25 protein-coding genes are annotated in these 26,419 nt (G+C 66.6%); 13 read left to right on the top strand and 12 right to left on the bottom strand.

The features are described 5' to 3' along the window. The first annotated feature begins 47 nt into the window (after window positions 1–47). The 7 genes from MPARV_RS21965 to MPARV_RS25275 all read left to right on the top strand — a co-directional run bounded on the left by MPARV_RS21965 (window position 48) and on the right by MPARV_RS25275 (window position 9,161). The gene (locus MPARV_RS21965; RefSeq protein ID WP_020376979.1) at window positions 48–2,267 is read left to right on the top strand and encodes a tetratricopeptide repeat protein; all 2,220 of its coding nucleotides are present in this window, start codon (window positions 48–50) and stop codon (window positions 2,265–2,267) included. Window positions 2,268–2,281: 14 nt separating this feature from the next. Next, the gene (gene lepA / locus MPARV_RS0101520) at window positions 2,282–4,063 is read left to right on the top strand and encodes a translation elongation factor 4 (RefSeq protein ID WP_012230748.1); all 1,782 of its coding nucleotides are present in this window, start codon (window positions 2,282–2,284) and stop codon (window positions 4,061–4,063) included. Between the two features lie 174 nt (window positions 4,064–4,237). Further along, window positions 4,238–5,293, top strand: a complete 1,056-nt coding sequence (gene hrcA, locus MPARV_RS0101515) for a heat-inducible transcriptional repressor HrcA (protein WP_020376978.1) — start codon at window positions 4,238–4,240, stop codon at window positions 5,291–5,293. 100 nt (window positions 5,294–5,393) lie between these two features. Then, window positions 5,394–6,542 carry a molecular chaperone DnaJ gene (dnaJ, locus tag MPARV_RS0101510; protein ID WP_020376977.1) on the top strand — a complete coding sequence of 383 codons (1,149 nt, stop codon included), beginning with the start codon at window positions 5,394–5,396 and terminating at the stop codon, window positions 6,540–6,542. 37 nt (window positions 6,543–6,579) lie between these two features. Then, window positions 6,580–7,341 (top strand): RsmE family RNA methyltransferase, encoded by a 762-nt coding sequence (locus tag MPARV_RS0101505; protein WP_020376976.1) that lies wholly within the window; start codon window positions 6,580–6,582, stop codon window positions 7,339–7,341. Window positions 7,342–7,468: 127 nt separating this feature from the next. Beyond that, window positions 7,469–7,978, top strand: a complete 510-nt coding sequence (locus MPARV_RS0101500; RefSeq protein WP_012230758.1) for a transcriptional regulator — start codon at window positions 7,469–7,471, stop codon at window positions 7,976–7,978. A 262-nt stretch (window positions 7,979–8,240) separates the two neighbouring features. After that, entirely contained in the window at window positions 8,241–9,161 is a 921-nt protein-coding gene (locus MPARV_RS25275) for an Ltp family lipoprotein (protein WP_202948796.1), read from the top strand. Window positions 9,162–9,213: 52 nt separating this feature from the next. On the opposite strand, the gene MPARV_RS0101485 is transcribed toward MPARV_RS25275, so the two are convergent. The 12 genes from MPARV_RS0101485 to MPARV_RS0101430 all read right to left on the bottom strand — a co-directional run bounded on the left by MPARV_RS0101485 (window position 9,214) and on the right by MPARV_RS0101430 (window position 19,564). Next, window positions 9,214–10,419, bottom strand: a complete 1,206-nt coding sequence (locus tag MPARV_RS0101485; RefSeq protein WP_020376974.1) for an enolase C-terminal domain-like protein — start codon at window positions 10,417–10,419, stop codon at window positions 9,214–9,216. Between the two features lie 51 nt (window positions 10,420–10,470). Next, window positions 10,471–11,304, bottom strand: coding sequence for a hypothetical protein (locus tag MPARV_RS0101480; RefSeq protein ID WP_012230771.1), 834 nt, complete (start codon window positions 11,302–11,304; stop codon window positions 10,471–10,473). Beyond that, window positions 11,301–12,569, bottom strand: a complete 1,269-nt coding sequence (locus tag MPARV_RS0101475; protein WP_020376973.1) for a serine/threonine-protein kinase — start codon at window positions 12,567–12,569, stop codon at window positions 11,301–11,303. Before MPARV_RS0101475 ends, MPARV_RS0101480 begins: the two co-directional genes overlap by 4 nt. Window positions 12,570–12,573: 4 nt before the next feature. Next, entirely contained in the window at window positions 12,574–13,029 is a 456-nt protein-coding gene (locus MPARV_RS0101470; protein ID WP_012230773.1) for a pilus assembly protein TadG-related protein, read from the bottom strand. A gap of 23 nt (window positions 13,030–13,052) precedes the next feature. Next, window positions 13,053–13,523 (bottom strand): hypothetical protein, encoded by a 471-nt coding sequence (locus MPARV_RS0101465; RefSeq protein ID WP_157789412.1) that lies wholly within the window; start codon window positions 13,521–13,523, stop codon window positions 13,053–13,055. After that, on the bottom strand, window positions 13,520–13,852 hold the full coding sequence (locus MPARV_RS0101460; RefSeq protein WP_012230775.1) for a hypothetical protein: 333 nt from the start codon (window positions 13,850–13,852) through the stop codon (window positions 13,520–13,522). The genes MPARV_RS0101465 and MPARV_RS0101460 overlap by 4 nt, the downstream gene beginning before the upstream one ends. 83 nt (window positions 13,853–13,935) lie before the next feature. Further along, window positions 13,936–14,175 carry a hypothetical protein gene (locus tag MPARV_RS0101455; protein WP_155852295.1) on the bottom strand — a complete coding sequence of 80 codons (240 nt, stop codon included), beginning with the start codon at window positions 14,173–14,175 and terminating at the stop codon, window positions 13,936–13,938. 72 nt (window positions 14,176–14,247) lie between these two features. Beyond that, window positions 14,248–15,141, bottom strand: coding sequence for a type II secretion system F family protein (locus MPARV_RS0101450; protein ID WP_012230783.1), 894 nt, complete (start codon window positions 15,139–15,141; stop codon window positions 14,248–14,250). Next, window positions 15,138–16,022: a type II secretion system F family protein gene (locus MPARV_RS0101445; protein ID WP_012230784.1), complete on the bottom strand. Its 885-nt coding sequence runs from the start codon at window positions 16,020–16,022 to the stop codon at window positions 15,138–15,140. The genes MPARV_RS0101450 and MPARV_RS0101445 overlap by 4 nt, the downstream gene beginning before the upstream one ends. Beyond that, window positions 16,019–17,497, bottom strand: a complete 1,479-nt coding sequence (locus tag MPARV_RS0101440; RefSeq protein ID WP_020376970.1) for a TadA family conjugal transfer-associated ATPase — start codon at window positions 17,495–17,497, stop codon at window positions 16,019–16,021. The genes MPARV_RS0101445 and MPARV_RS0101440 overlap by 4 nt, the downstream gene beginning before the upstream one ends. Then, entirely contained in the window at window positions 17,494–18,834 is a 1,341-nt protein-coding gene (locus tag MPARV_RS0101435; RefSeq protein ID WP_031276986.1) for a CpaE/TadZ family protein, read from the bottom strand. Before MPARV_RS0101435 ends, MPARV_RS0101440 begins: the two co-directional genes overlap by 4 nt. Further along, complete coding sequence (locus tag MPARV_RS0101430; protein ID WP_020376968.1) at window positions 18,827–19,564, bottom strand: SAF domain-containing protein; 738 nt, start codon at window positions 19,562–19,564, stop codon at window positions 18,827–18,829. Before MPARV_RS0101430 ends, MPARV_RS0101435 begins: the two co-directional genes overlap by 8 nt. A gap of 468 nt (window positions 19,565–20,032) precedes the next feature. Here MPARV_RS0101430 and MPARV_RS0101420 point away from each other — a divergent pair, with 468 nt between their 5' ends. The 6 genes from MPARV_RS0101420 (at window position 20,033) to dapA (ending at window position 26,386) form a co-directional block, all read left to right on the top strand. Beyond that, entirely contained in the window at window positions 20,033–21,670 is a 1,638-nt protein-coding gene (locus MPARV_RS0101420; RefSeq protein WP_020376966.1) for a long-chain fatty acid--CoA ligase, read from the top strand. Between the two features lie 64 nt (window positions 21,671–21,734). After that, on the top strand, window positions 21,735–22,577 hold the full coding sequence (locus MPARV_RS21960) for an SURF1 family protein (protein WP_012230790.1): 843 nt from the start codon (window positions 21,735–21,737) through the stop codon (window positions 22,575–22,577). After that, on the top strand, window positions 22,570–23,205 hold the full coding sequence (locus MPARV_RS0101410; protein WP_020376964.1) for a TetR/AcrR family transcriptional regulator: 636 nt from the start codon (window positions 22,570–22,572) through the stop codon (window positions 23,203–23,205). The genes MPARV_RS21960 and MPARV_RS0101410 overlap by 8 nt, the downstream gene beginning before the upstream one ends. Window positions 23,206–23,292: 87 nt before the next feature. Further along, a complete protein-coding gene (locus MPARV_RS21955; protein WP_012230793.1) occupies window positions 23,293–24,195 on the top strand; it encodes a TetR/AcrR family transcriptional regulator in 903 nt (300 codons plus the stop codon). Continuing rightward, entirely contained in the window at window positions 24,192–25,358 is a 1,167-nt protein-coding gene (locus MPARV_RS0101400; protein WP_012230794.1) for a ferritin-like domain-containing protein, read from the top strand. Before MPARV_RS21955 ends, MPARV_RS0101400 begins: the two co-directional genes overlap by 4 nt. A 149-nt stretch (window positions 25,359–25,507) precedes the next feature. Further along, window positions 25,508–26,386: a 4-hydroxy-tetrahydrodipicolinate synthase gene (gene dapA, locus MPARV_RS0101395; RefSeq protein WP_012230795.1), complete on the top strand. Its 879-nt coding sequence runs from the start codon at window positions 25,508–25,510 to the stop codon at window positions 26,384–26,386. The last annotated feature ends 33 nt before the right edge of the window (window positions 26,387–26,419 follow it).

Genomic DNA, 26,419 nt, shown 5'->3' with positions numbered 1-26,419 from the left:
ACAAACACCATTCAACCTCACACCAGAGGCAGCACCCACCCAAACCAGTGGCCTACACGCCGTTCAAGAACCGGGCTGCAATATCCGGGTCTGAGACGGTCGAGTCGATTCTGGACCAATTCCTGAACGGCGAGGTGCGCTTTGATGCTGCGATGCTCACCGGCGCAGGGGGCATGGGCAAGTCCCGAGCGGCTCAAGAACTCATGATCCGTGCGGCTGAGGCCGGTTGGACGATCGGCTTGACCCGCGGCGGGCTTGCGGCGGCCGCCGAGGGCGCCGGCCTGCCTGCCGGACCTCTGCTGGTTGTGGTCGACTACCCCGAGGATTCCCCAACCGAGGTGGGGCGGTGGATGGAGGCCCTGATGCGCTCGGCGGGTGGATCTGGGCAGCGGGTTCGGGTGTTGCTGCTCAGCAGGCGTCGAGGTTCGCTGGTGAGCGCAATGGTGCGCGAACTCACGCTGGACGCCGAGGATGTTCGTCCGCTGGGTCAGAAGGGCACCGGAGACCTTTCTGCGCTGGCGTCGTCAGCTCGACATCAATTCCGTCGGCTTGGGCTGGACGTGGCCGCAGTCGATGCAGGCCGACCGGTATCGGCCGGCGACACCACGCTGTTGGCGCTGGCGTCGGTGCTCGTCGGTGGTACCGCCGCCAAGGACGTCTTTGCCAAGCTGCTCGCTCGGGAGCGACGGTTCTGGCGCCGGCATCTGGTTCGGACGCAGTCGCAGGAAGCGGTGTCCGACGAAGTGCTGGACCGCGCGGTCGCCGGGCTCTCACTCGGCGGGAACGACGGCCCGGCTGCGGCAGCGGTACGGCTCGCCCAGGTTGGCGTCCCCTCCGAGTGCCGGGAGGCTGTCGTCGATGGCTTCCCGGGGCTGTACGGGCCGGGGTTCGCCGCGTTGCATCCCGACCCCGTCGCCGACCATCTCATTCGCTCGACGCTCACGCCCAACGACTTGCTTGTCGCTGCTCTGGCTAGTGAGGGCCGTCAGGCAATCGAGGTGTTGTCGTCGATCGCTCGCACGGTAACGGCGACGGATCCTGGCGATTTCGCGCAAGACCTCAGGTGGTGCCTGGTGGATTTTGCGCAACAGTTCGGTGGTTGGCTGAACGCCGAGTTCACGCGTCTTGTTGGTGAGGATGGTGGCAGACCAACCGCCTTGGGGTTGGGGCTCGCCGCGGCCCGCTTGGTCGATGCGCTGCCATGGGGTGATCATCCCGCTCTCGACAGTTCGGTTGGTTCGGTGCTCGCTCGTGAAATCTCGGCGCTCAACAGCCTGGAGAGTGCGGTCGGAACCGAAGCCAGCAACCTGGCTATCCCCCAACAGCATCTCGCAGTGAGCATTGATCGCCAACAACAGCGGGTTGCGCGTGCCCAAGCCGAACAGAACCCCGCCTACCAACCCAACCTCGCCGCGGCGTTGAACAACCTCGCCATCACACTCGCTGCAACCGGTGACCGTGCCGGTGCGCTCCCCCCAGCCCAAGAAGCCGTCACCCTCTACCGTGCCCAAGCCGAACAGAACCCCGCCTACCAACCCGACCTCGCCATGGCGTTGAACAACCTCGCCATCACACTCGCTGCAACCGGTGACCGTGCCGGTGCGCTCCCCCCAGCCCAAGAAGCCGTCACCCTCTACCGTGCCCAAGCCGAACAGAACCCCGCCTACCAACCCGACCTCGCCATGGCGTTGAACAACCTCGCCATCAGGCTCGCTGAAACCGGTGACCGTGCCGGTGCGCTCCCCCCAGCCCAAGAAGCCGTCACCCTCTGGCGTGCCCAAGCCGAACAGAACCCCGCCTACCAACCCGACCTCGCCGTGGCGTTGAACAACCTCGCCAACAGGCTCGCTGAAACCGGTGACCGTGCCGGTGCGCTCCCCCCAGCCCAAGAAGCCGTCACCCTCTGGCGTGCCCAAGCCGAACAGAACCCCGCCTACCAACCCGACCTCGCCGTGGCGTTGAACAACCTCGCCAACAGGCTCGCTGAAACCGGTGACCGTGCCGGTGCGCTCCCCCCAGCCCAAGAAGCCGTCACCCTCTACCGTGCCCAAGCCGAACAGAACCCCGCCTACCAACCCGACCTCGCCATGGCGTTGAACAACCTCGCCATCACACTCGCTGAAACCGGTGACCGTGCCGGTGCGCTCCCCCCAGCCCAAGAAGCCGTCACCCTCTACGAGCGGCTGGCAGCGGAGGAGCCGGTTTACGCCGATGTTTTGGCACAGGCAAAGGAGACGCTGCGGGGGCTGCAGGATGCCCCCGAGTAGCCTGACCGGTTCTCATGGCCACGCTTGACCACATCCGCAATTTTTCGATCATCGCCCACATCGACCACGGGAAGTCGACCCTGGCCGACCGGCTGCTGGAGATCTCTGGAGCGGTCAACGCCCGGGACATGCGTGCCCAGTACCTCGACTCGATGGACCTGGAGCGCGAGCGGGGTATCACCATCAAGTTGCAGTCGGTACAGATCGACTGGGCCGACCACAAGCTTCACCTGATCGACACGCCGGGCCACGTCGACTTCGGTTACGAGGTCAGCCGCAGCCTGGCCGCCTGCGAGGGCGTGGTTCTGGTTGTTGACGCCAGCCAGGGGATTGAGGCTCAGACGCTGGCCAACTGCTATCTGGCGCTGGAGAACGACCTCGAAATTGTCGCCTGCCTCAACAAGATCGACCTGCCCGCGGCCGAACCGGAGCGGGTGGCGGCCGAGATCGAGTCGGTGCTTGGGATTCCGGCCGACCAGGTGCTGCACATCTCGGCCAAGACCGGCGAGGGCGTGGGCGCCCTGCTGGACGCGGTCATCGAGCGCATCCCGGCACCGGAGGGCGACAAGGACGCCGACCTTCAGGCGCTGATCTTCGACTCCCACTTCGACCAGTACCGCGGCGTGGTCAGCTCGGTGCGGGTGATGAACGGGGTCATGCGGACCAACCAGAAGCTGTCGTTCCTTCAGGCGGGCAGTACCCACTCGGCCGAGGAGATCGGCGTTCGCCGCCCGATCAACACCCCCACCAAGGAACTGGGCCCCGGCGAGGTGGGCTACCTCATTGCCGGAATCAAGGATGTGGGTGAGGCACGCTCGGGCGAGACCGTCACCGGGTTCGGGCATCCGGGCGAGCCACTGGACGGTTACGCCGAGCCCAAGCCCATGGTGTTCTGCGGCCTCTACCCGGTGGAGGGCGACGCCTTCGAGGAACTGCGGGAGAGCCTGGAGAAGCTTCGACTGAACGACAGTTCGTTCACCTACGAACCCGAGACGTCCGGGGCGTTGGGATTTGGGTTTCGCTGCGGGTTCCTGGGCCTGCTGCACATGGAGATCGTGCGCGAACGACTGGAGCGCGAGTTTGACCTTTCACTCATCGCCACCGCCCCGTCGGTGAACTACGAGGTGGAGACCACCGCCGGCGAGATGTTGCAGGTGCACAACCCTTCCAGCCTGCCACCGCCCACCGAGATCGAACAGATCAGCGAGCCGCAGCTGCGCATGACCATCCTGACCCCGGCCGAGTACGTCGGCACGATCATGGAGCTGTGCCTCAGCCGTCGGGGCGAGCAACGCTCCATGGAGTACCTGTCACCCGAACGGGTTGAATTCGTCTACCGGCTGCCGCTGGCCGAGGTGGTCATCGACTTCTTCGATGCGCTGAAGAGCCGCACGCAGGGCTACGCCAGCCTGGATTACGACACCGACGGCTACCTGCCCGCCGAGTTGGTGCGGGTGGACATCATGTTGAGCGGCGAGAACGTGGATGCCTTCTCTGCCATCGTGCACAAGGAACGGTCCTATGAATATGGCCGCCGAACTGCGGAGAAGCTGAAGGAACTGATTCCTCGGCAACAGTTTGATGTGCCGATTCAGGCCGCCATCGGAGGGCAGATCATCGCCCGCGAGACGGTCAAGGCGTTCCGTAAGGACGTCACCGAAAAGCTCTATGGCGGCGACATCACCCGCAAGCGCAAGCTGCTTGAAAAGCAGAAGGCGGGCAAGAAACGCATGAAGTCGATCGGCAAGGTGGACATCCCGCCGGACACGTTTATCAAGGCCCTCCGGATGGACTGAGGGTTGCTGGTGGCGGCGCCGCGGCGCCACCGTGCGGTGCTCGACTCATGTCTGTGGGGTCTCACCGGTAGAATCCCCTGTCCATGACTTCGATCGGCTTTCTCCTGCGCGCAATTTGCAACAGCGCAGCGGGTGATGCCCGGGTGGGCGGCGCCGCCGTCGGCGAGGTGCGCCATGGCTGATGAACGCAAGGTCGTGCTGGACGACCGCAAGTCGGCGGTGCTGCGAGCCGTGGTGCAGAGCTACATCGAAACCGCCCAGCCGGTGGGATCGGGCAACGTTGCCGGCGTCCCCGGGGTGGAGGTGTCGTCGGCCACGGTCCGAAACGACATGACCTTCCTCGAGCAGGAGGGTTACCTGGCTCAGCCCCACAAGTCGGCCGGACGAATCCCCACCGAGAAGGGGTACCGGTTTTTCGTCGACCACCTGGAGTTGCCCAGCGAACTGGACGAGCCCGAGTCTCAGCGTGTGGGGCAGTTCTTCGCCCACGCTCACGGCGAGTTGGAGGGACTGTTTCAGGAGGCATCTCACCACCTTGCTCGGCTGACGTCGACGGCCGCATTAACCGTGGGGGAGCGGGGCAGCACCGAGACGGTGCGCTCGGTGCAACTGGTGTCGCTTTCGGACCGGCTGGTGGTTGCCGTGGCAGTGCTGAGCAACGGCATGTTGGCCAAGCGGACCGTCGAGTTGTTAACGCCCCTGGACGACGCTCAGTTGGCAGTGGCCACCTCGGTGCTGTCCGCCCGGATGGACGGTGTGTCGGTGGACGACATGGTTGGCGGCAGAACGCCCACACTGGCCGAAGCCGCCCCCAGGGTGGCGCCGGGCACCCCGGAGGTTGCGCTGGTCGACGAGGTTCTCGCCGGGCTGGCCGAGGCGATGGGCCACGATCACACCGGCCTGTACGTCGAGGGTGCGTCCAACATGGCACGCAGCTTTGAGGAGATTGACACCCTGCATCGTGTCCTTGCCCTGCTCGAGCAGCAGGTGGTGGTGGTGGGACTGCTGAGGGAGTTGATCGAGAAGGGCCTGACGGTGGCCATCGGCTCTGAAACCGGGCTGTCGCCGCTGAGCGATTGTTCGCTGGTGGTGGCCCCGGTGATGGTGGGCCCCGACCGGGCGGCCACGCTGGCCGTGCTCGGCCCCACCCGGATGAACTACTCCGACACGTTGTCGGCGGTCGACACCGTGAGCCGAGAGCTCACCCGGGCTCTCGGCGAAGGCGACTAACCGACTTGGGCGGTCCGGCAGCGCCCGGACCGTCGAGTCGAGCAGCACCCACCCAATCGACACCCATTCCCCCCCCAACTCTGAATCGCAAGGAGCAACGATGGCCCAGATCACCGAGGATCCCTATGAGGTCCTGGGCGTTCATCGCGAAGCCACCCATATTGAGATCAAGGCGGCCTATCGAAAGGCTGCCCGAGACAGTCATCCGGACGCCAACCCGGACGACCCCGGGGCCGAGGCCCGGTTCAAATCGGTGGCCGTGGCCTACGAGATCCTCTCCGACGGCCAGAAGCGCGAGAATTACGACCGGTTCGGCTCGGTGGACGGCAGCGCCGGCATGGGCGACGGCGTGGGCGGCCTTGGCGACCTGTTCGACGCCTTCTTTGGAGGTGGCGGCGGCGGGTTTGGCGCTGGTTTCGGTGGCGGTGCCGCCCGCGGCCGAACCGGACCACAGCGAGGCCCCGACCTGGAGACCACCCTTCGGCTGGACTTCGAGAAGGCCGTGTTCGGCGGCGCTCAGGATGTCACGGTACGAACCGCCGTGGCGTGCGGCACCTGTGAGGCCACCGGCGCCGCACCAGGTACGAGCCCCAAAACGTGTGAAACCTGTGGTGGGCAGGGCCAGGTGCAGTCGGTGCGCCGATCGATCCTTGGCCAGATGGTGACCGCGTCGGCCTGCCCCACGTGTCAGGGCACGGGTGAACTGATTCCCAGCCCCTGCTCGCGCTGCGACGGCGACGGTCGCGTGGTGGAGGACGCAACCCTCACCGTGGATGTGCCCGCCGGCGTCGACGATGGTTCCACCCTTCGGCTGACCGGACGAGGCGCGGTGGGTGGCCGCGGCGGACCTGCCGGTGACCTGTATGTGCACCTCAACGTGGCGAACCACGCGGGCCTGGTGCGCGACGGAACCACCCTGCACCTGGAGGTCCCGGTGTCGGTTGCCCAGGCGACGTTGGGCACCCAGGTGCAGATCGACACGCTGGACGGCCCCGAGGAACTGATCGTCCCTGCAGGCACCCAGTCGGGCTGGGACCACCGGTTTCGAGGTCTGGGCGTGCCCCGTCTGGACGGGCGTGGTCGAGACCGCGGCCGGGGTGAGTTGGTGGCACACGTGGTGGTGGAAACCCCGAACGACCTCACCGATGAGCAGGAAGGCCTGTTGCGCCAGTTCGCAGAACTGCGTGGCGAGGCGGTGACGCCGCCGAAGACCGGACTGGGCAAGAAACTGCGCAGTGCCTTTAAGTGAGTGAGGCGGTGGTCCGGCGCGTTCCGGGTGGCGTCCGATGAATCTGGTCGGGCCACCGACGGACCTGGTGGCCCACGCGCTCGTCGACTCGCTGGGCGCGCTAGCGGCGGACGACGAGCTGACCAGGCATCTATGGACCGCACGACGCTTGAAGGCGGGCACTGCTGTGAGTGTGACCGACGGGGCGGGGTCGTGGCGGCTCGCCCGACTGGGAGCTCCCGGCGAACTGATACCTGACGGCGCCGTGCAGTCGGTCGCCACCCCCGACCCTGTGAGCGTTGCATTTGCGCCCGTCAAAGCGGAGCGGCCGGAGTGGTGCGTGCAGAAGCTGACGGAGGTCGGAGTCGATCGGATCGTCGTGCTTCAGACCGATCGTTCCGTAGTCCGCTGGAAGGGCGATCGCGGGTGCGGCCAGGTGGCCAAACTGGCTCGGGTCGCGAAGGCGGCGCTCGAGCAGTGCCGTCGGGTGTGGCTACCGACCATCGTGGGCCCTTGCACGTTGGATGAGCTGATCGGAAGCGTCGAGTCGGTCACGGATCTGGTGGTTGACCGCCCATGGGTGAGGGCCGACGGGTCGGGACGGCAGGCATCGACCGAAGATCGTTCGCTGCTGATCGGCCCCGAGGGCGGGTTCACCCCCCGGGAGCGGTCGTTGGTGACCGAGGCCATTTCGCTTGGACCCCATGTGATGCGAGCCGAAACGGCGGCGATGGTGGGCGGTGCCCAGTTGGTCGCGCTGCGTGAGTACGGTGAGCGCGGCGACCACGGAGAGCTAAGCTCGGGCGTCACGTTGCACTGATCCGTGGGAGGCGAGGTCCACGGCTGAGACCGGTGGTGAAGGGCCGACGGCCTTTCACGCCGATCGTTGCCGGGGTGCTCCTCGATCGGCGATTGGGCGCGATCCACCGGTCGAAAGGCACACGCAGATGAGCACCGCCGCTTTGGCAGAGGACGAGCATGCGCACAGTCAATATGGCCGCCAGGTGGGGGAGCGACTGCGGCTGATTCGCCGTCAGAAGCGGTTTTCCCTCCAAGAGGTCGAGGCAATCTCCGACCAGGAGTTCAAGGCCTCGGTTCTTGGTGCCTACGAGCGCGGCGAGCGAGCGATCTCGGTTCCTCGTTTGCAGCGCCTCGCCCACTTCTACAAGGTGCCGGTTGATCAGCTTCTGCCCGAAGGCGATGAAGACGAGGCCGCCAAGAGCGACCAGACCGACTCCGGCGCGAAGATCAACCTCGCCCGGCTCGAGGGGCTTGAGGGGTCTGAGGCCGACATGTTGAGCCGCTACCTGCTCATGATCCAGGTGCAACGTCAAGACTTCAACGGTCGGGTGATCACCATCCGCCGGGACGATATGCGGGCCATCGCCTGCATCTTGGGTATGGCTGAGGAGCACGTCCCAGGGCGCCTCGCCGAACTGGGCCTCCGCCTGAACTAGCGACTTGCGACCTCGCCGCGGAACCGGCGTTGGCTTCGGCGTGACCTCACGAGGGCGATGCGTGATGAAGGTAGTCCCGGTTCTGCCTGGCGCGGGTGAGCATCAGGTGAAAGGCATGATCGCGTCTTCGGAACGGAAGGATGCAACGACCACGAAACGAGGACAGCTGCTCTCACCTCAAATAGCGACTTTCGAAATACCATTTTCGGCTGCCTGCTAGTAGACAGATCAGCAGCCAACTCGTCCATCCAGGAGGGCCGAAGTGAGTGATCAGGCGCAAGGGCCGGGGTGGTGGCAGGCCTCGGACGGCAAGTGGTACCCGCCGCAGACCGCCGCTCAACCATTTCCGTCTACCGCTCAAGGCCTTCCAGTCGCATCAGCAGCGAACCCCGGTTCGGGCGATCTTGAAGCAGGCAAGCAAACCCCGTGGTACGAACGAACCTGGGTCCTCGCCCTGTCATTACTGTTTTGCTTTCCAATCGGGCTGATCCTTCTGTGGGTGAACAAGCGGTTCACCCCGACGACCAAGATCATTGTCACAGCGGTAGTGCTTGCCCTCGCTCTGATTGCTGGGATCGCTGACTCCTTGAGCCCACCGGACGAATCGAAGGAGGCGAAGGGGGCCGCCACGTCGGAGGCGCAGACAACTGCGAAACCGACAACCACGGCGCCTCCTGCAACGACTGCGAAGCCGACCACCACGGCGGCACCTGCAACGACTGCGAAGCCGACCACCACGGCGGCACCTGCATCGACAGCAAAGCCGACCACCACGGCGCCTCCTGCAACGACTGCGAAACCAACGACAACCCCGCCGCCTACAACAGCGCCCCCGCCGCCAAAAACGGCTCCGCCTCCAACTCAACCGGCCTTGTCTGTGTCAGAGCAGCAAGCGGTTCGCGCCGCTCAGTCATACCTCGATTATTCCGGCTTCTCACGCCAAGGACTCATCGACCAACTCTCATCCGAGTACGGCGATCAATTCAACGTGCGGGACGCCACCGCCGCCGTTGACAGTTTGACCGTTGATTACAACGCCGAAGCAGTCGAAAGTGCTCGCTCCTACCTTGAGTTTTCCAGCTTCTCCTGCCAAGGGCTCATCGACCAACTTTCATCCCAAGCGGGCGACCAGTTCACCGTCGATCAGGCGACCTTTGCAGCGGGTCAGACTGGGCTCTGCTGACGACGGTGTGGGTTACGCATGGGAGTCGACGAGAAATGCACGACCGGACGACTCATTGCCTTCTTGATTCAGCAGGTGGGGCGCCGTTCTCAATGGTCCACCGCCAATTTTCGCTCGTAAGTCTGGCCACCGCTGAGGCGCTGACGGTGACGCCCAACCCGTGGACGGCCGGGTCGGCGATCACCGGCACGGTGTCGTCGCTGACCGCGAACGGAGCGGTCACGTCCGCACCGAAATACTCCACGTCGGCGCCGATGTCGCCGATCAGCGTGGCGCCCGGCAACGCAGCCAACGCTCGGTCGGCAGCCCGACCGATCCCGGACGAGAGCATGCCTCCGACGTACGCGTCGAAGTTGTGGGAGTGACACCAGCCGAGCACCTCCCGCGCAGCCCGGGGGCCACCAAGCCGGGCCTGCTTGACGCACACCACCGGTCGCATGCCAAGCGCTCGGGCTGCACGGAGTTGCCCCAACGACGTGACGGACTCGTCCAGGCAGATGGGGGTGTCCAACCGCTGGACCAAACGAGCCAGGTCCACCAGCAGCTCGGCCGGGAAGGGTTGTTCGATCCAAGCGAGGCCCAGCGCATCGAGTCGTCGGAGAGCGTCTGCGTGAGCGGGCTGGGTGGGTCGGTAGGAGCCGTTGGCGTCCGCCGCCACCTGCACGTTGGCGTGACCCGTTGCGCGGAGCGAATCGATGACCGCCTGGAGGGGGGCGACGTCATGGCTGGGTGAGACCTTGACCTTCAGCCGCCGATAGCCGGCTGCGGCCAGGACGGACGCACGCTTGCCGAGCTCTGCCAAACCGGCGTCCGAGTTGGGCCCGGTTCCGGTGGTGGTGCTGACGGAGGTACCGGGTGGCAGCCGGTCGCGGACCGCCCCCCACCGCTGTGACAGCGTTGATCGTTCGACGCGGGCGGTCAGGTCTTCGGCGGCGAGCGCCAGGGCGGAACGGGCCATCGGGTGCCCGGGTGCGATGGCGGTTGCCGCATCGACAGCATCCGGGCTGAGCGATCCACCGGCGACGACAGCCGGGATCAGCAGGTTGGTCAGCATGGCCTGCGCTCCGTCGGTGTACTCGTGGAAATAGCCGGGATCGGGCAGAGCCGGGCATTCGCCCCATCCCGAGACGGCAGTGCCGTCATGCATCTGACGAAACTCGACGAGGAGCGTCGGCCGGGTCGAGACGGTTCCATGAGCCGCACGGTGCTCATGGGCCAGGCGCAACTCCACCCGGCGCAGGATGATCTCGGCGCCCACGCTTCCAGCCTGTCACGCGTGCGTGCCCGCTGTGGTTTGGAAGCGGGCCGATTACAGGGTGCGGGGGAGTTCGGGAAGTTCGAGGAGCCTGCCCGGGGGCACCACGTCGGGCACGCCAGGGTCGGGGAGGCGGTCGGCGTTGTGAACCACACACCGATCCCAGTAGGCCTCGGCCTCCTGGGTTGACGATGGACGGCCCAGGGCCTCGTCGAGGTGGGCCCGGGCCTGCTCGAACCAGTGCACATCGCTGCGGGTGACGATGGTGGGACACGTGGTGTTGTCGGCGGACCGCCCGGCGTCTACCTCGGGCTGTTGTGTCGAAACCGCACCGGCCGGCGTCGAGGCCGGCGCCGGGGCGGTACCGACGGTAGGCGACCGGGGGTCGGGGTGGCTCGAGTCGGGCCCTGCGGGAACGGGGGACAATTCCAGCACGTTGGTGTCGGCCGCCGGGCTGGAGCCGGTGACGGCGGTCGTGCTGGTGGGTACCCCGCTTGGCGGCTGCTGTTGGGCTCCGGCCAGGGTTGCCGGGATCGAGATCAGTACCGGCGAGAGGCTGAGTGTGACGGCGACCCGCAACGGGGTTGGCAGGCGTTTGGCATAGCGGGCTGCTCGCTCGTCCCGACCCTGGAGCGCAGCCAACCAGGTGGCCAACATGAGTCCAAGCCACCAAAGCGCCAATGCCCCGGCAACGATGCGCACCGTGAGAACAGCCCACAGCGCCGGTTCGGAGGAGGCAATGAGCTTGAACTCCCGGCCGTTGACTGGAACCGCGCCCGCAGGAGCGCCCCCCATTCGAACCACGCCGGCCGCAACCACAGCGACGCCGACGGTGCCGAGCACTCCCGGCAGCCACCGGGCTCGGCGGAAGGTGTCGCAAACGCTCATGACGCACTCACCGAGGTGTCGAGGGGTGTGGCGTCGCCGTGGGAATCGACGGTGGCCAGGCCGCCGAGGCCTGAGCCGCCTGGCCGTCGGGTCAGCGATTGAGCGCTGGGAACCGTCGCGATCGGACGGAACCGCATTCGATGCTCGGTCGAGGACGGAAATCGGCGGACCAGGAACACCTCGCCGGTGCGTCGCAGCGCCACCAACTCGGTCCAACCGTCGTGGTCGGTGTCGATCAGGACACCGTCGACAACATCGTTGCCGAGCGACCATCGATCATGACCTACCGTCAGCACGCCTGCGCGGTAGTCAACCGAGACGCCACATCCGCTTCCGGTTGGATCCACGCGAGGAGGCGGCACCGCCGGGCGGATGCAGCGCTCCGGCGAACCCACCGCTGGGGGCGGGTCGCCGAGTGCTTTGAGAGCCACGGTGCCTGAGAGGAGGACGAGCGTCAGGCCAACGGCAACGCCAACCCCACGGCGCACGTGGCGACGAGCGGGTGAGTAACGCGTGGTGAGTCGTTTGACCCAGGCCGGTTGGCTGGATGGCGGATGTCGATCGCCGGCTTGTCGAGGCGGTGGGCCTTCCCCGGGGCGTTGAACGAAAGGCCCGGCCACGGCGGCGTCGTCGGCCAGGTGGTCCAAGGAGGAGGCCGCCGAGGCAAGATCGACCAGGTTGCCCGATCGAAGCTCGGCCGCCAGGGCCCCGATTGCCGAGCGCAGCCCGGGTGGCGCATGGTGCATCGCCGAAGCCACCAGCGCGGCAACCATCACTTCGGCCAACGCCTCGCGATCGGCGTACTGCTCGGCAGGTCCGGCAGGCTGGACCGCCGAGCCCAGCGAGCACAGGGTGATCGCCACGTCCGGGTTGGACCCGGGGCGGGACGTATCCGGGGCGGAACTTCTCCAAATGACGTGTGCGGGTTCCAAGTTCAGGTGAGCCCAACCGGAACGGTGCAAGGATCCCAGCGTGCCGGCCAGGTTTGCCAATGCCCGGGTCAGCTGTGATGCGTCGATGGGTGGGGATGCCAGCGTGTGAGCGCCGGCGTCTTCGGTCTCGAACCACGGCACCGGTCGTTCGCCGTGTGCCAGCAGACGAACCACCCCCGGACACTCACATCGCGACAGGGTGTCGATCTCCCGCCGGATCGCCTCCGCAGCCGGCGATGCCTGTGGATGCTCGACGGCGCCCGCCGCATCGGAGATCGGTGCGGCACTTTTGTGAACGAGGCGAACGGTGGCACCGCGTGTGGTGAAGGTCATGGTGTCACTCCAGCCGGGCCGTGGCCCGAGCCGTGACGCGATAGGTGGGCGCGACGCCAGGGAGCGCTGCGCCGAACAGCCGCCTGACGGTGGCCGTGGTGCTGACGGTGACACTGCGTCCATCCCGTCCGATCGACACGACCGTGCCCGTGTTCTGCAACGCCGGAACGTCGAAGGCTGACACCTGCAACCGGGCCAGGTTCTGTGCGGCGCCAGGGCTGACACGTGCGGGTCCACCGGATCGAAGCGAATCGCTGTCCAACATGCCGGCAGCATCGTCGGCGGCGCGCTCGGTGACCTGCACCAGGCGCCGCTGCGCCAGATGAGCCGCCGACAGGTCGATCGCAATGCCCCCGAGCAAGACGATCACGAGGATGCCGGCAGGCACCAGCATCAGCGACGAGGCCCGGTCGTTTCGGCGCGATGCTGTGGCGGCGCGCCGCCCTGCGCCCCACGACATCCACCTCCTCGGCCGCCGTCGGATCACCCCCCGCATGCTGCGCCCCCGCTACGCCAGCCGGTGCCTCGCTCCATCGACCGCCAGGGATCGATCACCTCGGCGCCGGCAGCGGTGACGGTCTTGGATCCGCGACCGACGAAACCGGGCACCCCCACCAGCGGAGCCTGCAGCCGCACCGTCACCCGGGCCAGTCCACATGGGCCAAAGGTCTCGGCATCGGGTGGTGTGATCGACACCGCAACATCGCTGCGGCCCGAAGCGACCAGCGCCGCGCGCGCCGCCGCCTCGGCCCGCGCTGCGCCGCTACCGGGACCATCGGCCTTGGTGTACACCCGCAGGTACTCCCGCACCGCCGCGTCGGCGTCGGTGCGAGCAGCGATGACCGACCAGACGTTGGCGATCATCAAGGTGCCGACCATGGCGACCAGGACACCCGCCAGCAGCCCGTCGGTGCCACCGACGACGCCCCGTTCGTCCACGGGTCGACGCCTCATGTCGGCTCCCGCCGTACCACCACATCTTCGTGAACCCCGCCCAGTCCGGACGCGGCGCCAAGAATGGTGGCGGGTCGGGATCGCACTCGCAGCACCACCGATGCCCCGCCCGGGTCACCAACAAAGCTCAGCTGCACCTGGTCGGCGTGGCCACCCAGGCGGGACCGAGCCCAGGACAGCCCTTCGGCCTGCACCTGTCCGGGTTCGGAGGCGTATCGAGGGTCGGAGGCGGCACGTCGGGCCGTGTCCCACGCAACGTGGTCCACCAGCGAGGAGACCCAGAGGTTCACCAGCACATGGGTGGCCAACAACATGAAGGCCAGGAACACGGTGACTCCAAAAGCCGCCGACAGGGTGCCCGAGCCACGATCCGGTACCCGATGAACTGGTGACAGACGCCGCCGAGAGGTGTTCAGTTGCCGATCTGCTCGATGGTCTGATTGGCCTTGTTGGTCGCCGAGTTGAACATCGCCCGAAACCCCATCCACATCAGGAGGCCCAAGAACGCGATGACCAACACGGCGATCGCCGTGGAAATCACGCCCTCGGCCACGTCGGCCCGGCGGTTGCGTCGGCGCGCCGCCGTCGAGGCGTCGGAGCGCCGGGCCTTGCTCTGAGATGCCTTCATTGGCGCCTGCTCGGTGGTGGCCATGGCATTCATGGTGGGTCCTCTCGGATGGTGATCGGTTGGAGTTGGCGGGGGGAGGGTTGGCGCACATTGCGCTCAACCCGTGAACTGATTGAGCGCGTGGACGAAGGGAACGACCAGGAAGATCACGCCTGGTATGAGGGTGGCCACCGTCACCGGCACCCAGACCATCTGTTCGCGGCGTTCGATGGTTTCCATCAACTCGCGGTGGACCTCCCGCCGGATGCTTCGGGCCTCGAGGCCGATAAGCGCACCGAGGTCACCGGCCTCCTGGTTGAGAGCGAGCACACCCACCAGCCGTGACACCGCATCCACCTTGGCGAGCTGCGCCCATTCGCGAAGCGCCGAGAGCTCGGAGGTGCCACCGCGGATTCGTCGTGAAACCACCCGCAGGTCCTGGGCGCACGCACCACGTGAGCGTCGTCCCAAGCGGGACACTGAGGCCGAAAGGGAATAGCCGGCGGACAGGTGCATGGCCAACTGTTCGGCGACGACCGGCAGCTCGTGCAACACCCGGGTGCGACGCTGCTGGTCGGCCCGGGCCAGACGTTGTTCGATGACCAAAAACGTCAGCAGGGGGGCCGCAACCATCACAAAGATGGTGAGCCCCCATTGCAGTCCGAGCGCCGCAGCCAACAGCGTGCCGCCAACGAGCGCCAGAAGACCCCACATGAGTTGACGAACCCGGAAAGCAGTGGGTTCGTCGTTGCGGTGCAGGCGAAGGAGTCGATCACCGATGTCCTCGTCCAGGCCTACGAGACGGGCGAGCGAATCGCCCCAGGTCTTCGCCAGCGGGGCCACCAGTGCCTGAATCCCGTTGAGTGTGGCTACCCGACGCGCGGGCGCGCCCGGAAGGTAGGGCCGCAGCCGGTGATGCAGCGGCGCCGGATTGAGCCGTGGGAAGGACGCGATCACCAGCACCGAACCGGCAAACAACCCCACGAAGGCGAGCGCAATCGTCCGGGTCATGAACCGAACACCCGTTGTTCATTGGGCAAACGCAGTATTCGTCCAGACCAGACCCAGCAGGAGAAAAGAACTCCGAGAGCCGCCAGGGCCAGCATCTGGCCCAGCGCGCTTTGATAGGCCGCTCGTCCGTCGCCAATCGAAAGTCCGACCAGCGCCATGCCCAGCGGCACCAGCAACACGAATCGACGGGCGAAGCGCACGCCCGCCTGACGGGACTTGGCATCCTTCCGGTCCAGGAGATCCTGACGGCGGTCGTCGGCCAATGCCGCCAGCCGGCGGTCAAGATCGGCGCCGCCCAGTTGATGTGCGATCAGCAGGGTCTCGCAGGCGGAGTCTGCGGTGGGATCCGCCAGTTGATCCCGCAACAGTTCGGTGGTGACCGTGAGGTCGCGGGTGAGCAGCCACTCGCGGTGGGCCGCCTCGAAAGCCGGTCGGAGTTCCTCCGGTGCACGCCGACCCACCTCGAACAGCGCCTGGGGGATGGAGCGGCCCACCGAGGAACACAGCAGGCGGATCTCCTCGATCATGGCGGGCCAGGCCTCGCGGGCCTCCTCCAACTGGTGACGACGGCGGCGGCGGATGAGTCCAACGGGCGTGACGGTGCCGATGGCTGCCAGCATCAGCGACGGCACAGCGGCTCCCATCACGGCCAAGCCGACCACCAAGGCCCCGATGCCGGCCCCCAGCGACATCCCCAGGAGCTGACCCACCGACACCTCGGTCAGGCCGGCCTGGTCCAGCCGCATCCGAGCCGAGTCCCGAAGCTTGGCCGAGTCGAATCTCACGGTGCGACTCACAGGCCCGCCCAGGAGGGGATCGACCAGCAGCGCCATACCCGCCGCTCCGCAGGCAGCCAGCCCCAGGCCGGTTGCGGTGCTCATGTGGCCACCTCGTTCTGGACCGGGCCTGCGCCGTTGCTGTTGGCAGCTTTCTCGACCCGGCTCCTGGCTGCATGGGCCAACGGCAGGGCGTCGTCCAATGCGATCCCGACGCGGGCAAACGCAGCCCCCATGCGCACAGGTACCAGACCGCTCCATTCGAGGGGGCCGTCGTGCCGGCCGCGTCCGAACAACGGAGTCACGGTGAATTGCGCCGCGTCCGTGCCTCCCGCCAGGTCCTCGACGGCCAGGATTTCGGTGACCTGGGGTCCGCTGGACGTGCGTTCGGTGTGCACCACCACGTCAACGGCCTCGCTCACCAGGGTGTTCAATGCCGAGAGCGGCAGGTTGGCTCCCGCCTCGGCCAATTGGCTGATGAAGCGCAGCCGGGTGAGTGCCTGACGGGCTGATCCGGCGTGGATCGTGGTGTAGCCCTTGACCCCGGATGACAAGGTGCGCAGCAGCGGGAGCGCCTCCTCGTCGCGAACCTCACCCACGATGGCCACATCCGGCGCCATGCGCAGGAATCCCGCCACCAGCTGCCGCAGGGTGACCTCCTCCCGCTCGCCCCGGCCTCCACGGGTTTGCATGGACGCCACATTGGCCAGCGGAATGTCGGTCTCGAAGACCTCCTCGGCCACCACCACTCGAAGGGAGGGGTCGAGGTGACCGGCGGCGCAGTTCAAGAGGGTCGTCTTGCCCGAACCTGGAGCGCCGGCGATCACCATGGACAACCGGGCCCCAACGACTGCCCGCAGGAGACGGGCGGCCTCGGTGCTGAGCATGTTGCGATCCACCAGCTCATCGAGTGAGGAGAACGCGACCCCGGTGAACTTTCTGATGTTCACCATCAAGTGGCCACCTCGTGCGAGGTCACGGTGGACGATGTGCAACCGTGAGCCGTCTGGCAGTTGCGCGTCCTGCAGTCCCATCAGCGGTTCGAGGGTGCGGTGCGATCCCGCAGCGTCATCGAGCAGCCTGGTGAGGGTGCGGATGACGTGATCGTCGTCGTGGAACACGTCATGGTGAAACCCACTGTGACCGGCATGCCGCTTCACGAAGATGGCGTCGGGGGCGTTCACCATGATCTCCCACACGTCGGAGTCTTCGAGCAACTCGGTGAGGGGTCCGTACATCGCCAGGTTGAGGAAGGCACGCCGGGCCACCTGTGCCGGATCGGGGATGTCGTGGCTGCGCAGCCCGCGGCGGCACTCCATTGACCAGGCCGCCAACTCATCGGCGATGAGATCGCGTAGGGCATCCTGAGAGCCGCCGACGTCAAGGTCGAGGGCCATGGATTTGGCCCGACGTTGAACGCGTGCCTCGATCTCGGCCAGTGGTGAGCCTGCTTCGTCCTGCTCCTTGATGCTGAGCCTCTGGGCTTGGTCGGCGTCCCGGCCACCGTGGCTCGTCGGTTCCCGATGTTTCGTGCCGGGGACGTGAGGAGCAACGCCGTCGTTCAGGGGTTCTGCGTTCACGGTCGCTCCTCGGAGACGGCGCCATCGTGGAGGTCAATGGGCTCCGGTCCAGCAGCCGCCTGAGTGGCAGGGGACCCTCGACGGTTGCCCTCGGCCGCATGGAGAAGTGCCGCCACCGGTCGCACCATGCTTTTGGGCAGTGGGGTGGCGGCCCGCTGGGCCGCTTCAACCGAATGGCGCTCGGGTAGGAAGGCGTTGGTGCTGACGCCTGACATGCGCCGGTTGGCGTCATCTGCGGTCACCTGATGAGCAACCCGGCCAAGACGAACTCCCAAGGAGCCATCGAGTGAGAGCGCCCGAAGCATCTCGGCTCGACGCGCAGGCGATCGGGGTGCGCGATTGATCACCGTTGAGATCGTGGCCGAGTCGATGCCGAAGCGCCCGAGGTCATCGAGCAGACCCGCCAAGTGGGCGACGCCCCACAAACCGGCGGAGCCGACGGCGAGCACATGGTCGGCTTGGGCGAGCACGGTGCGGGCTGCCAAGTGCTGTTCCTCGGTGTCGGGTGATGCGGTCTCGGCCTCACCGTCAAGATTGGAGTCCAGGTCGGCCACCACGGTGGCGTAGGTGGCCCGTAGGCCCTCCAGCGCGGCGGAGAAGGCGTGGGGTCGAAGGGCGGTCCAGTCGCGTCGGCGTCGGAGGCCCGCCAACAGGTGGTACTGACGGTTCGGGAGTTCAAAGAGCTGCTCGCGGACCCGATCGCGGGTCAAGCGGCCGTGCCGGTGTGCCTCGGACAGTTCGACCACCCCCGGCACCACGTCACCGGTGTCGTGGTACATGGCCTGCGAAGCGCCCGATGACAGGTCGGCGAGTGCCACGGTGCCGTCGAGGCCCTCGGCCTCCGCCAGCGCCTGGGCGGCGGCCATCGCGACCGTGGACGTGCCCACGCCGCCACGACCAATCACGGCGATCAGGCGACCGGTCCAACGCGGCTCGGCGCCGAGCGGCGCGGCCTCGATCTTGTGGGAGTCCTTGATCGGTGCTGCCGCAACGGCGAGCGCGTCGGTGAGGTCGTCGCACCCAAACGTGTCGGGAAGAACGGCGGCTGCACCCAGTTCCAACCAGTTGCGGTCAACCCGTGGGTCATCGACCACCAGGGTGGCGGCACCGACGTCCCGCGCCGCTGCGATCAGGTCCCGGTCGGCTCCGACCGCGGCGCCATCGATCAGTAATGCCGAGTGCGGTCGGCCCGTGGCGAGCCGGGCGCGTACCTCCGATGCCGAAATGCATTTGGCGAAGTCCACCGGGGCCATGCCGGAGGTGGCCCACCGAGTGACGTCGGAGAACCAAGCCGTTCGCGGCGGTGCCAACCCGAGCACGACCCAACGATCAGTCACCGTCGGTCCCGCCTGAGGACGCCTTTGGTGCCGGTTCGGCCGGATCGGCAGGGATCGTGGCTGGAGTCGGATGGGCCGGAGTGCCCGCGGAGGGCGTCGCGAGGGTGATCGTGCCGGCCGTGTTGGCTCCCACCACGGCCGCAAGCGCCCGCTCGGATTGAACCTCGATCGTGACGACCAGCGAGCCCATCTGCCCAAGGTCCCCCGACGAACTGTCGTTCAGGGCCACCACGCGAGCTCGTCGGGCTACCACTGTGGCCTTGGTGTCACCGTCGGTGCCGGCCAAGACGTCAACGATGGCGCCTGCCTGAAGCGCACCGTCGATGGCACCGGCTCGGGTCAATTCGAGCGCCACCCGTCGGGCAGGCCCGTCGGACGTGCCGGGCTCGGCCAAGGAGGCCGGGTTCAAGAACTGGTGGCGACCAAGCGCTGCCGTGGTGACCCTGCCCACCAGAGGCGCCCAGTCACGGGTCATCTCGTCGGCCATCTCGGGTGGCACCTCGGCCGGGGCCAGGCCGAGGTCGTCGCGCTGCACGATCTCGCCCGGTGCGAGGGAGCGGGTCGTGACGACGTACCGCGTTTGAGGGGCGGCGTTGGACTGCTGGTAGGCAGCGAAGAGCCCGACCCCCGAGGCGGCGATGAGGAATCCGCCCAAGACCGCCCGTCCGTTTGGGAGTAGCGAGCGGTCCCGGCCTCGCTGAGGTTGGCCGGTGACCGACTGCGATCCCACCGAGGGAGGCGTCGAAGACGCGTGGCGTCCCCTGAAGGCGAGTTGCTTGCGAGCCGTCGCCGGCGGAGGTCCCGCCTCCGTTGACCCCGCCGTTTGCGCCACAAATCCTCCTCCTCAGCGTCGACGAAAACAAATGTCGACAATGGTTCATGAAACGGCAGGCCCTCTGGCACGCCGCAGGTTGGCGCCTGGTTCCGCCTGGCGTCGTGGTGAACGGCCCGCTCTTCGAGATCGGTCGATCAGTTCGTCAGTGTGCGTGCAAAGCTCACGAGGCACAAGGGCTGTTTGCCTCTGATCCGGCTCACCCGCCATGTCGTTCGACCCAGTGCGTCGTGCGCTGGTTTGTCGATGACGGAAACCTGAAGTGGCCAACCTGGTAACGCCGGAACGGGGCGGCCAGGTGGTGTCCTCGGCACTAAGGTGACCGTTCGGCGGAGAGGCCGTCGAGACCACTTAGGGGGACCGCAGATGCTGGGCACGATGCAGGAACGTCAACTGACCTTGGACCATTTCGTCAACCGGGCTGAGACGTACTTCCCGGACCGCGAGATCGTCACAAACACGGCGGCGGGCCTGCAGCGAACCACCTATGGGGCGTGGGCGGACCGTACCCACAGGTTGGCGGGAGTGCTGGACAACCTGGGCATCTCCGCCGAGGGTCGCGTTGCCACCTTTGCATGGAACACCGCCCGTCACCTGGAGTTGTATTTCGCCGCCCCGTGCAGCGGTCGGGTGCTGCACACCCTCAACCTGCGGCTCTTTCCCGAGCAGTTGACCTACATCGTCAACCACGCTGAGGACGAGGTGATCTTCGTTGATCGCAGCCTGTTGGGTCTGCTCGTGCCTCGGGTCGGCGAGTTCAACACCGTGAAGCACATCGTCGTCATGGACGATGGCGTGCCCAACGAGATCCCCAGCTTCGACGGAGGCCCCGAGGTGCACGACTACGAGGAACTGCTGGCAGGTGCCGAGCGCACCGAGTTCCGCTGCGACGACGAGTGGGCCGCCGCCTCGATGTGTTACACCTCCGGCACGACGGGTAACCCCAAGGGCGTCACCTACACCCATCGGTCCACCTACCTGCACACGATGGCTGCCATGTTGGCCGACACGATCGGGGTGACCGAGGCCGACGTCATCCTGCCCGTGGTGCCCATGTTCCATGCCAATGCGTGGGGTCTGGCCCATGCCGCGGTGGCGAGCGGGGCGAAGCTGGTCCAGCCCGGGCCGGACCTGTCGCCGGGCACGCTGGCACGTCTCATTGAGGAGGAGAAGGTCACGCTTGCCGCCGGCGTGCCCACCATCTGGATGGGCGTGGTCGAGGAGCTGGAGGGGCGCGACACCTCGGCGTTGCGGGTGGTCCCATGTGGGGGTTCTGCGGTACCGACCTCACTGTCGAAACGATTTGAAGAGGTCACAGGCCTACCGATCCTGCAGGCTTGGGGGATGACCGAAACCTCGCCGGTCGGCTCGGTCGCCAAGGTGATCTCCTCGCTGGAGGACTCGTCCGAGGAGAAGCTGGACGAGTTGCGGGCGTCGCAGGGTCTTCCTGTGCTGGGCGTCGAGCTTCGCGTGGTGACGCCCGACGGCGAGCAGGTGCCGTGGGACGGTGAGACCCAGGGCGAGCTTCAAGCCGCGGGCCCCTGGATCACCAACGGCTATTACAACGATGAGCGCTCGGCCGAGGCGATGACCGAGGACGGCTGGTGCCGAACCGGTGACGTGGCCGTGATGCTGCCCGAGGGCTACCTGAAGCTGGTGGATCGCACCAAGGACGTCATCAAGACCGGTGGCGAGTGGATCAGCTCGGTCGAGCTCGAAAACGAGATCATGGCCCATCCGGCGGTGGCCGAAGCCGCCGTGATCGCCGTGGCGCACCCCAAGTGGGCCGAACGTCCGCTGGCCTGCGTTGTCCTGCGGGACGGCGCTGAGGCGACCAGGGACGAGATCCTGGCCTTTCTCGACGGCCGGGTGGCCAAGTGGTGGATTCCCGACGACGTGGTGTTCATCGACGAGGTGCCCAAGACGTCGGTTGGCAAGTTCTCCAAAAAGACCCTGCGGGAGCAGTTCGCCGACTACGAACTCCCCGGCGTCGCCGACGCCTGAGCGGCAACCCCTGAACGACGACGGCTGCGGGGGGTAAGGAGCCGGGTGCGGGTACCCTGAAGGGGTGCCTCAGCGCTATCGATTTACCCTGCGCCCATGGTGGATCGTCACCCATGTGATCTTGATCACGGCGGTGGTGGTCATGGTCAACCTCGGGTTTTGGCAACTCGATCGCCTCAACGACAAGCGCGAACTGGCCGACACGCTGGAGGCCCGAGCCGGAGAACCGGCAGTGCCGCTCGATGCCTTGATCGATCCCGGGGACACGGCCGAGACGGCCGACCGATTGATGTATCGCAACGTCACGGCCACCGGCACCTACGTGGTCGATGAGGAGGTACTCGTCGCAAATCGCACTCAGGACAGCCTTCCGGGCTATTGGGTGGTCACTCCATTGAAGGTGTCACCCAACGAGGCCGTGGCGGTGGTGCGTGGTTTCGTCGAGTTGGTCATCGGCGATGAGGGTGTGCCGGTGGCGGCGGTGGCGCCGCCGAGCGGCACGGTCACGGTCAGCGGTTGGGTGGAGGGCACCGCAGAGCGAGGCCGGTTTGGCGGCAGCGATGACCGGCCGGGTCGCATCGACCGGTTCAATCGGCTGGACCTTGCCCGCCTGGCCGATCAGGTGGAGCTGCCGCTTGCCCCGGTGGCACTCATGGCCACCGACCAGCAGCCGCCGTCGAGCGATCAGTTGAGGGCGGTGCCCCGGCCCGAGCCCGATTTGGGCCCGCATCTGGGCTATGCGGGTCAGTGGTTCCTGTTTGCCCTGGTGTTCGCGCTTGGCTATCCGTTCATGCTGCGTCGCCAGGCCCGAACCTACGAGGAGCGTGATCGGGAGCGACTCGACCCGCCGCCCTCGCCGACTGCCACGGGAGCCTCGGGGGTCGCCGATTCCCATCAGCATGTCTGAGGCGGTGGGGTCGAGCGGTTCTGCCCCGGACGGTGGGCTCGACCCGCTGCGGGGGCTGGGGCCGGACGATCCTCGGCGTCGCCTGGTCCGGGCAACCATGGATTGCCTCGAGGACGCAGCGCTCAGCGACCTGAGCCTCGAGCGCGTGGCCAAGTCGGCGGGGTTGTCCCGCTCCACGTTGTATCGCTGGTTTCCCGATGGACGGGATGCGCTGTTGCGAGCCGCACTTGGCGTGGAAGTGGCGGAGTTCTGGCAGGGCCTCGCCGCTGCGGTTGCGTCCGAGGCCAGGCTTGAAGGGCGACTCACCCGAGGCTTGATGGAGGGCGTTCGTCGTATCGAGGACCACTCGCTCCTGCAGCGTCTGGTGAACAACGAGGCCGATCAGTTGGCGCCGTTTCTTGATGAACTGCAACCGATCGTGTTCGCACTCTTGGCGGCCTACCTGGCCGACCTGTTGGACCGTTTTTCGGAGGACCTGGCGGAGGGGGTCGACCGCGAGGAGGCGTCCCGGTACCTGGCAACCCTGATCCTCAGCTATCTGGGGAGTCCGGCGCGGGTGGACTTTGGCGATGAGGACCGCGTGGCCCGTCTTGTCCGCACCCAGCTCCTGGGCGGAATCTTGGACTGAGCGGACTGTTCCGTTCGACCCGAGAGTGACCAACGCCACATACATGGCCCGGGCATTGAGACACATGATGTCTTAGTGTGTCACCCGATGCGGGCAGGTGAGACAGCGGCGGACCATCCGGTCCAACATGTAGCCGACCCCGACGCCGACTCCTTTGCATCGGCGTCGCTTCTCACGCTGCCGCTTCCGGCTTCGGGAGTACGTGCACGTCGCGAGGGAGCGCCCAGACTGCTCCCGCCCTCCCTTGAGTCCGAGATCCGCTTGGAAATCCCGGCGCTGTTGTCCTGGCTCAGTCGAGCCACCGGCGGCCATGAGGCAGAGACCTTGCCCCTCCTGGACGCGGCCGCAGCGTGCATCGCCCGCTGGGGTGCTGCCAAGACCACCGCCGCTGACATCGCGGCCGAGGCCGGTTGCTCCCGGGCAACGCTCTATCGCCGTTTCCCAGGCGGCTCCAACGAGTGGTTGCGGGCCGTGGTGGAACGCGAGGCGGGCGAGGTCGTCGCCGAGGTCCTCGGTGAGGTTGCAGCCTCCCGTGATCTCGTCCGGGCAATCGCCATCGGGGTCTCGGGCTCCATCGGTGCCATGTGGCGGCGACCGGTGCTGGCGCGGCTGCTCGAACACGAGCGTGAGCTGGTGCTCCCAGCGGTGCTGATGGATCGGGCCTCACCCATCTACGCCACCCTCGGTGAGGTGGTGGCCCCGGCGCTCGCCCATCTGTGCGACGACGAGAGTGCCCAGGCGATCGGCGAATGGGGTGCGCGGCTGGTGGTCGCCCGCGCCCTGCAGCCCGAGTTGCCCGGCGGCCTCGCGGTCGAAGACCCGGAGGTCGTCGCTCACCTGGCGGCCACCTATCTGCTGCCCGGTATGGGTTTGCCCAACGGGGGGCAGGCCAACGGTCGCCGAGGTTGGAGCGACGCCTCACCATCGATCAGACCATTCCCAACACCAGCACAACCACATTCCAACCACCATGAAAGGGAGGCGCAATGACCGCCACCATGCCCACTCACTCAGACAACCGCGCCCTGATTGGTCGGGACGAGATCAACGACCTGGACGAGATCCTGGCGATCACCAACACCGACCGTGACGAGACGATTCACCACGTCCAAAACCATGCCGACACCATCTACACCTGGAACTATGACAAGGGCGAGCGTCCGGCGCTGAACAAGCTGTATGAGAAGGCAAAGAACGCCCAGTGGAACGGCGAGACCGACCTGCCCTGGGACACCGACGTCGACCCAGAGAAGGTCATCGCCGAGAATGCAATCGCCAACGCCGGGGTCGCCAGCGACGCCTCATCCATGCGGGCGCTCGGTGGACCTTTCGCCAAGCTGTCGGACGAGGACTACCTGCGCTTTGGCATCGAGTCGAACATCTGGACGCTGTCGCAGTTCCTCCACGGTGAGCAGGGCGCCCTGGTATGCACGGCCAAGATCGTCGAGACGGTGCCCTGGATCGATGCCAAGTACTACGCATCCACCCAGGTGATGGACGAGGCGCGCCACGTCGAGGTGTTCGCCAAGTACCTCCAGGACAAGTGGGGTGGCCACTACCCGGTCAACGCCCACCTGAAGATGTTGCTGGACGACATCGTCAACGACACCCGTTGGGACATGACCTACCTCGGTATGCAGATCATGGTGGAGGGTTTGGCGTTGGCCGCCTTCGGGTTCATGCAGCAGATGACCACCGAGCCGCTGCTCAAAAAGCTGCTGCGTTACGTGATGAGCGACGAGGCGCGGCACGTGGCGTTTGGTGTGCTGTCGCTTCGGGAGTACTACGCCGAACTGAGCGACGCCGAGATCTTTGAGCGCCAGCAGTTCGCCTTCGAGGCGGGTGTGCGCATGCGGGACCGATTCCTCCAGCAGGAGGTGTGGGAGCGCATGGGCATGAACGTCAAAGAGGCCATCGAGTGCACCCTGGCGGTGCCTGAACGCGAGTTGTTCCAGATGATGCTGTTCTCCAAGATCGTGCCCAACGCCAAAAAGCTGGGCCTGTTGGACCGCAACAATTCTTGGCTCCGTCGACGGTATGAGGAGCTGGGGGTGATCCAGTTCGAAGACCTGGTCGACACCGGTAACGAGTACGAGAACTTCTCGCTCGAGCAGATCGCCGCTGAGGATGCCAAGGCGGCCGCCGGAGCTTGAGGTCGTCCCTTCGTTGGTGATTCCCCGCGAGCCACGAGGGAAACCGGTCGCCCCGCAGTCCGTGGCTCCGCGGCACCGATACGGCAACCTCTTACCGTCTGGGGTGCGCGTCGTGGCACCATTGGCGCAGACCGCGACGAGGAGGGCACATGGCGAGGTTTGGCAGGGTAATCACAGCGATGGTGACGCCGTTTGACGACCGCGGTGAGCTCGACCTGGACGCGGCCGCCCGCCTCGCCCAGTGGCTCACCGAGAACGGCTCCGAGGGCCTGGTCCTGGCCGGAACCACCGGAGAGGGCCCGGTGTTGTCCCAGGCCGAGGTGGTGGCGCTGACCCGTCGGGTGAGGGACTCGGTCGAGGTTCCGATCCTGGTGGGCACCGGCACGAATGACACTGCTGAAACCATCGAGCTGACCCGTCGGGTCTCCGACATCGGCATCGAGGGCGTGCTCGTCGTCACGCCGTACTACTCCCGGCCCTCACAGGCCGGCCTGGCCGACCACTTCACCCAGGTGGCCAACTCCACCCACCTCGACGTGGTGCTCTACGACATTCCTGTTCGCACCGGCCGTCGAATCGAGCCGGAGACGCTGCTGACGCTGGCCCGAGACGTCGACAACATCGTTGCGGTCAAGGATGCCGCCAACACCCCGACTGTCACGGCGGTGGTGGCCGCGTCGGCACCCGAGGGCTTCGAGATCTACTCGGGTGAGGATGCCATGACGCTTCCCATCGTGGCGGTCGGCGGGGTTGGCGTGATCTCGGTGGCCAGCCACTGGGTGGGCCGGCAGTTTCAGGCGTTCTTCGACGCCATCGAACTGGGGGACCTGGTTGAGGCCAGGCGGCAGAATGCCCGCATGCTGCCGTCGTTTGCTTTCGAGGGTGGCGATGAAACCCCCAACCCGATCCCCACCAAGGCGATGATGCGCGTCCTGGGTTTGGCGGTGGGGCAGTGCCGGCCACCCGTCGGTGTGTCACCCGCCGGCTTGGAGGAACGGGCCCGGGAGCTCCTCGCGGGCCTGAGGTAGCGCTGCGGGCGTCGGCCCGGTGGTGAAGGGTCG

The sequence above is a fragment of the Candidatus Microthrix parvicella Bio17-1 genome (assembly GCF_000299415.1).
Taxonomy (GTDB): domain Bacteria; phylum Actinomycetota; class Acidimicrobiia; order Acidimicrobiales; family Microtrichaceae; genus Microthrix; species Microthrix parvicella.
Note: the sequence above shows the minus strand (reverse complement) of the source record. Positions and strands in the feature narration are given on the sequence as shown.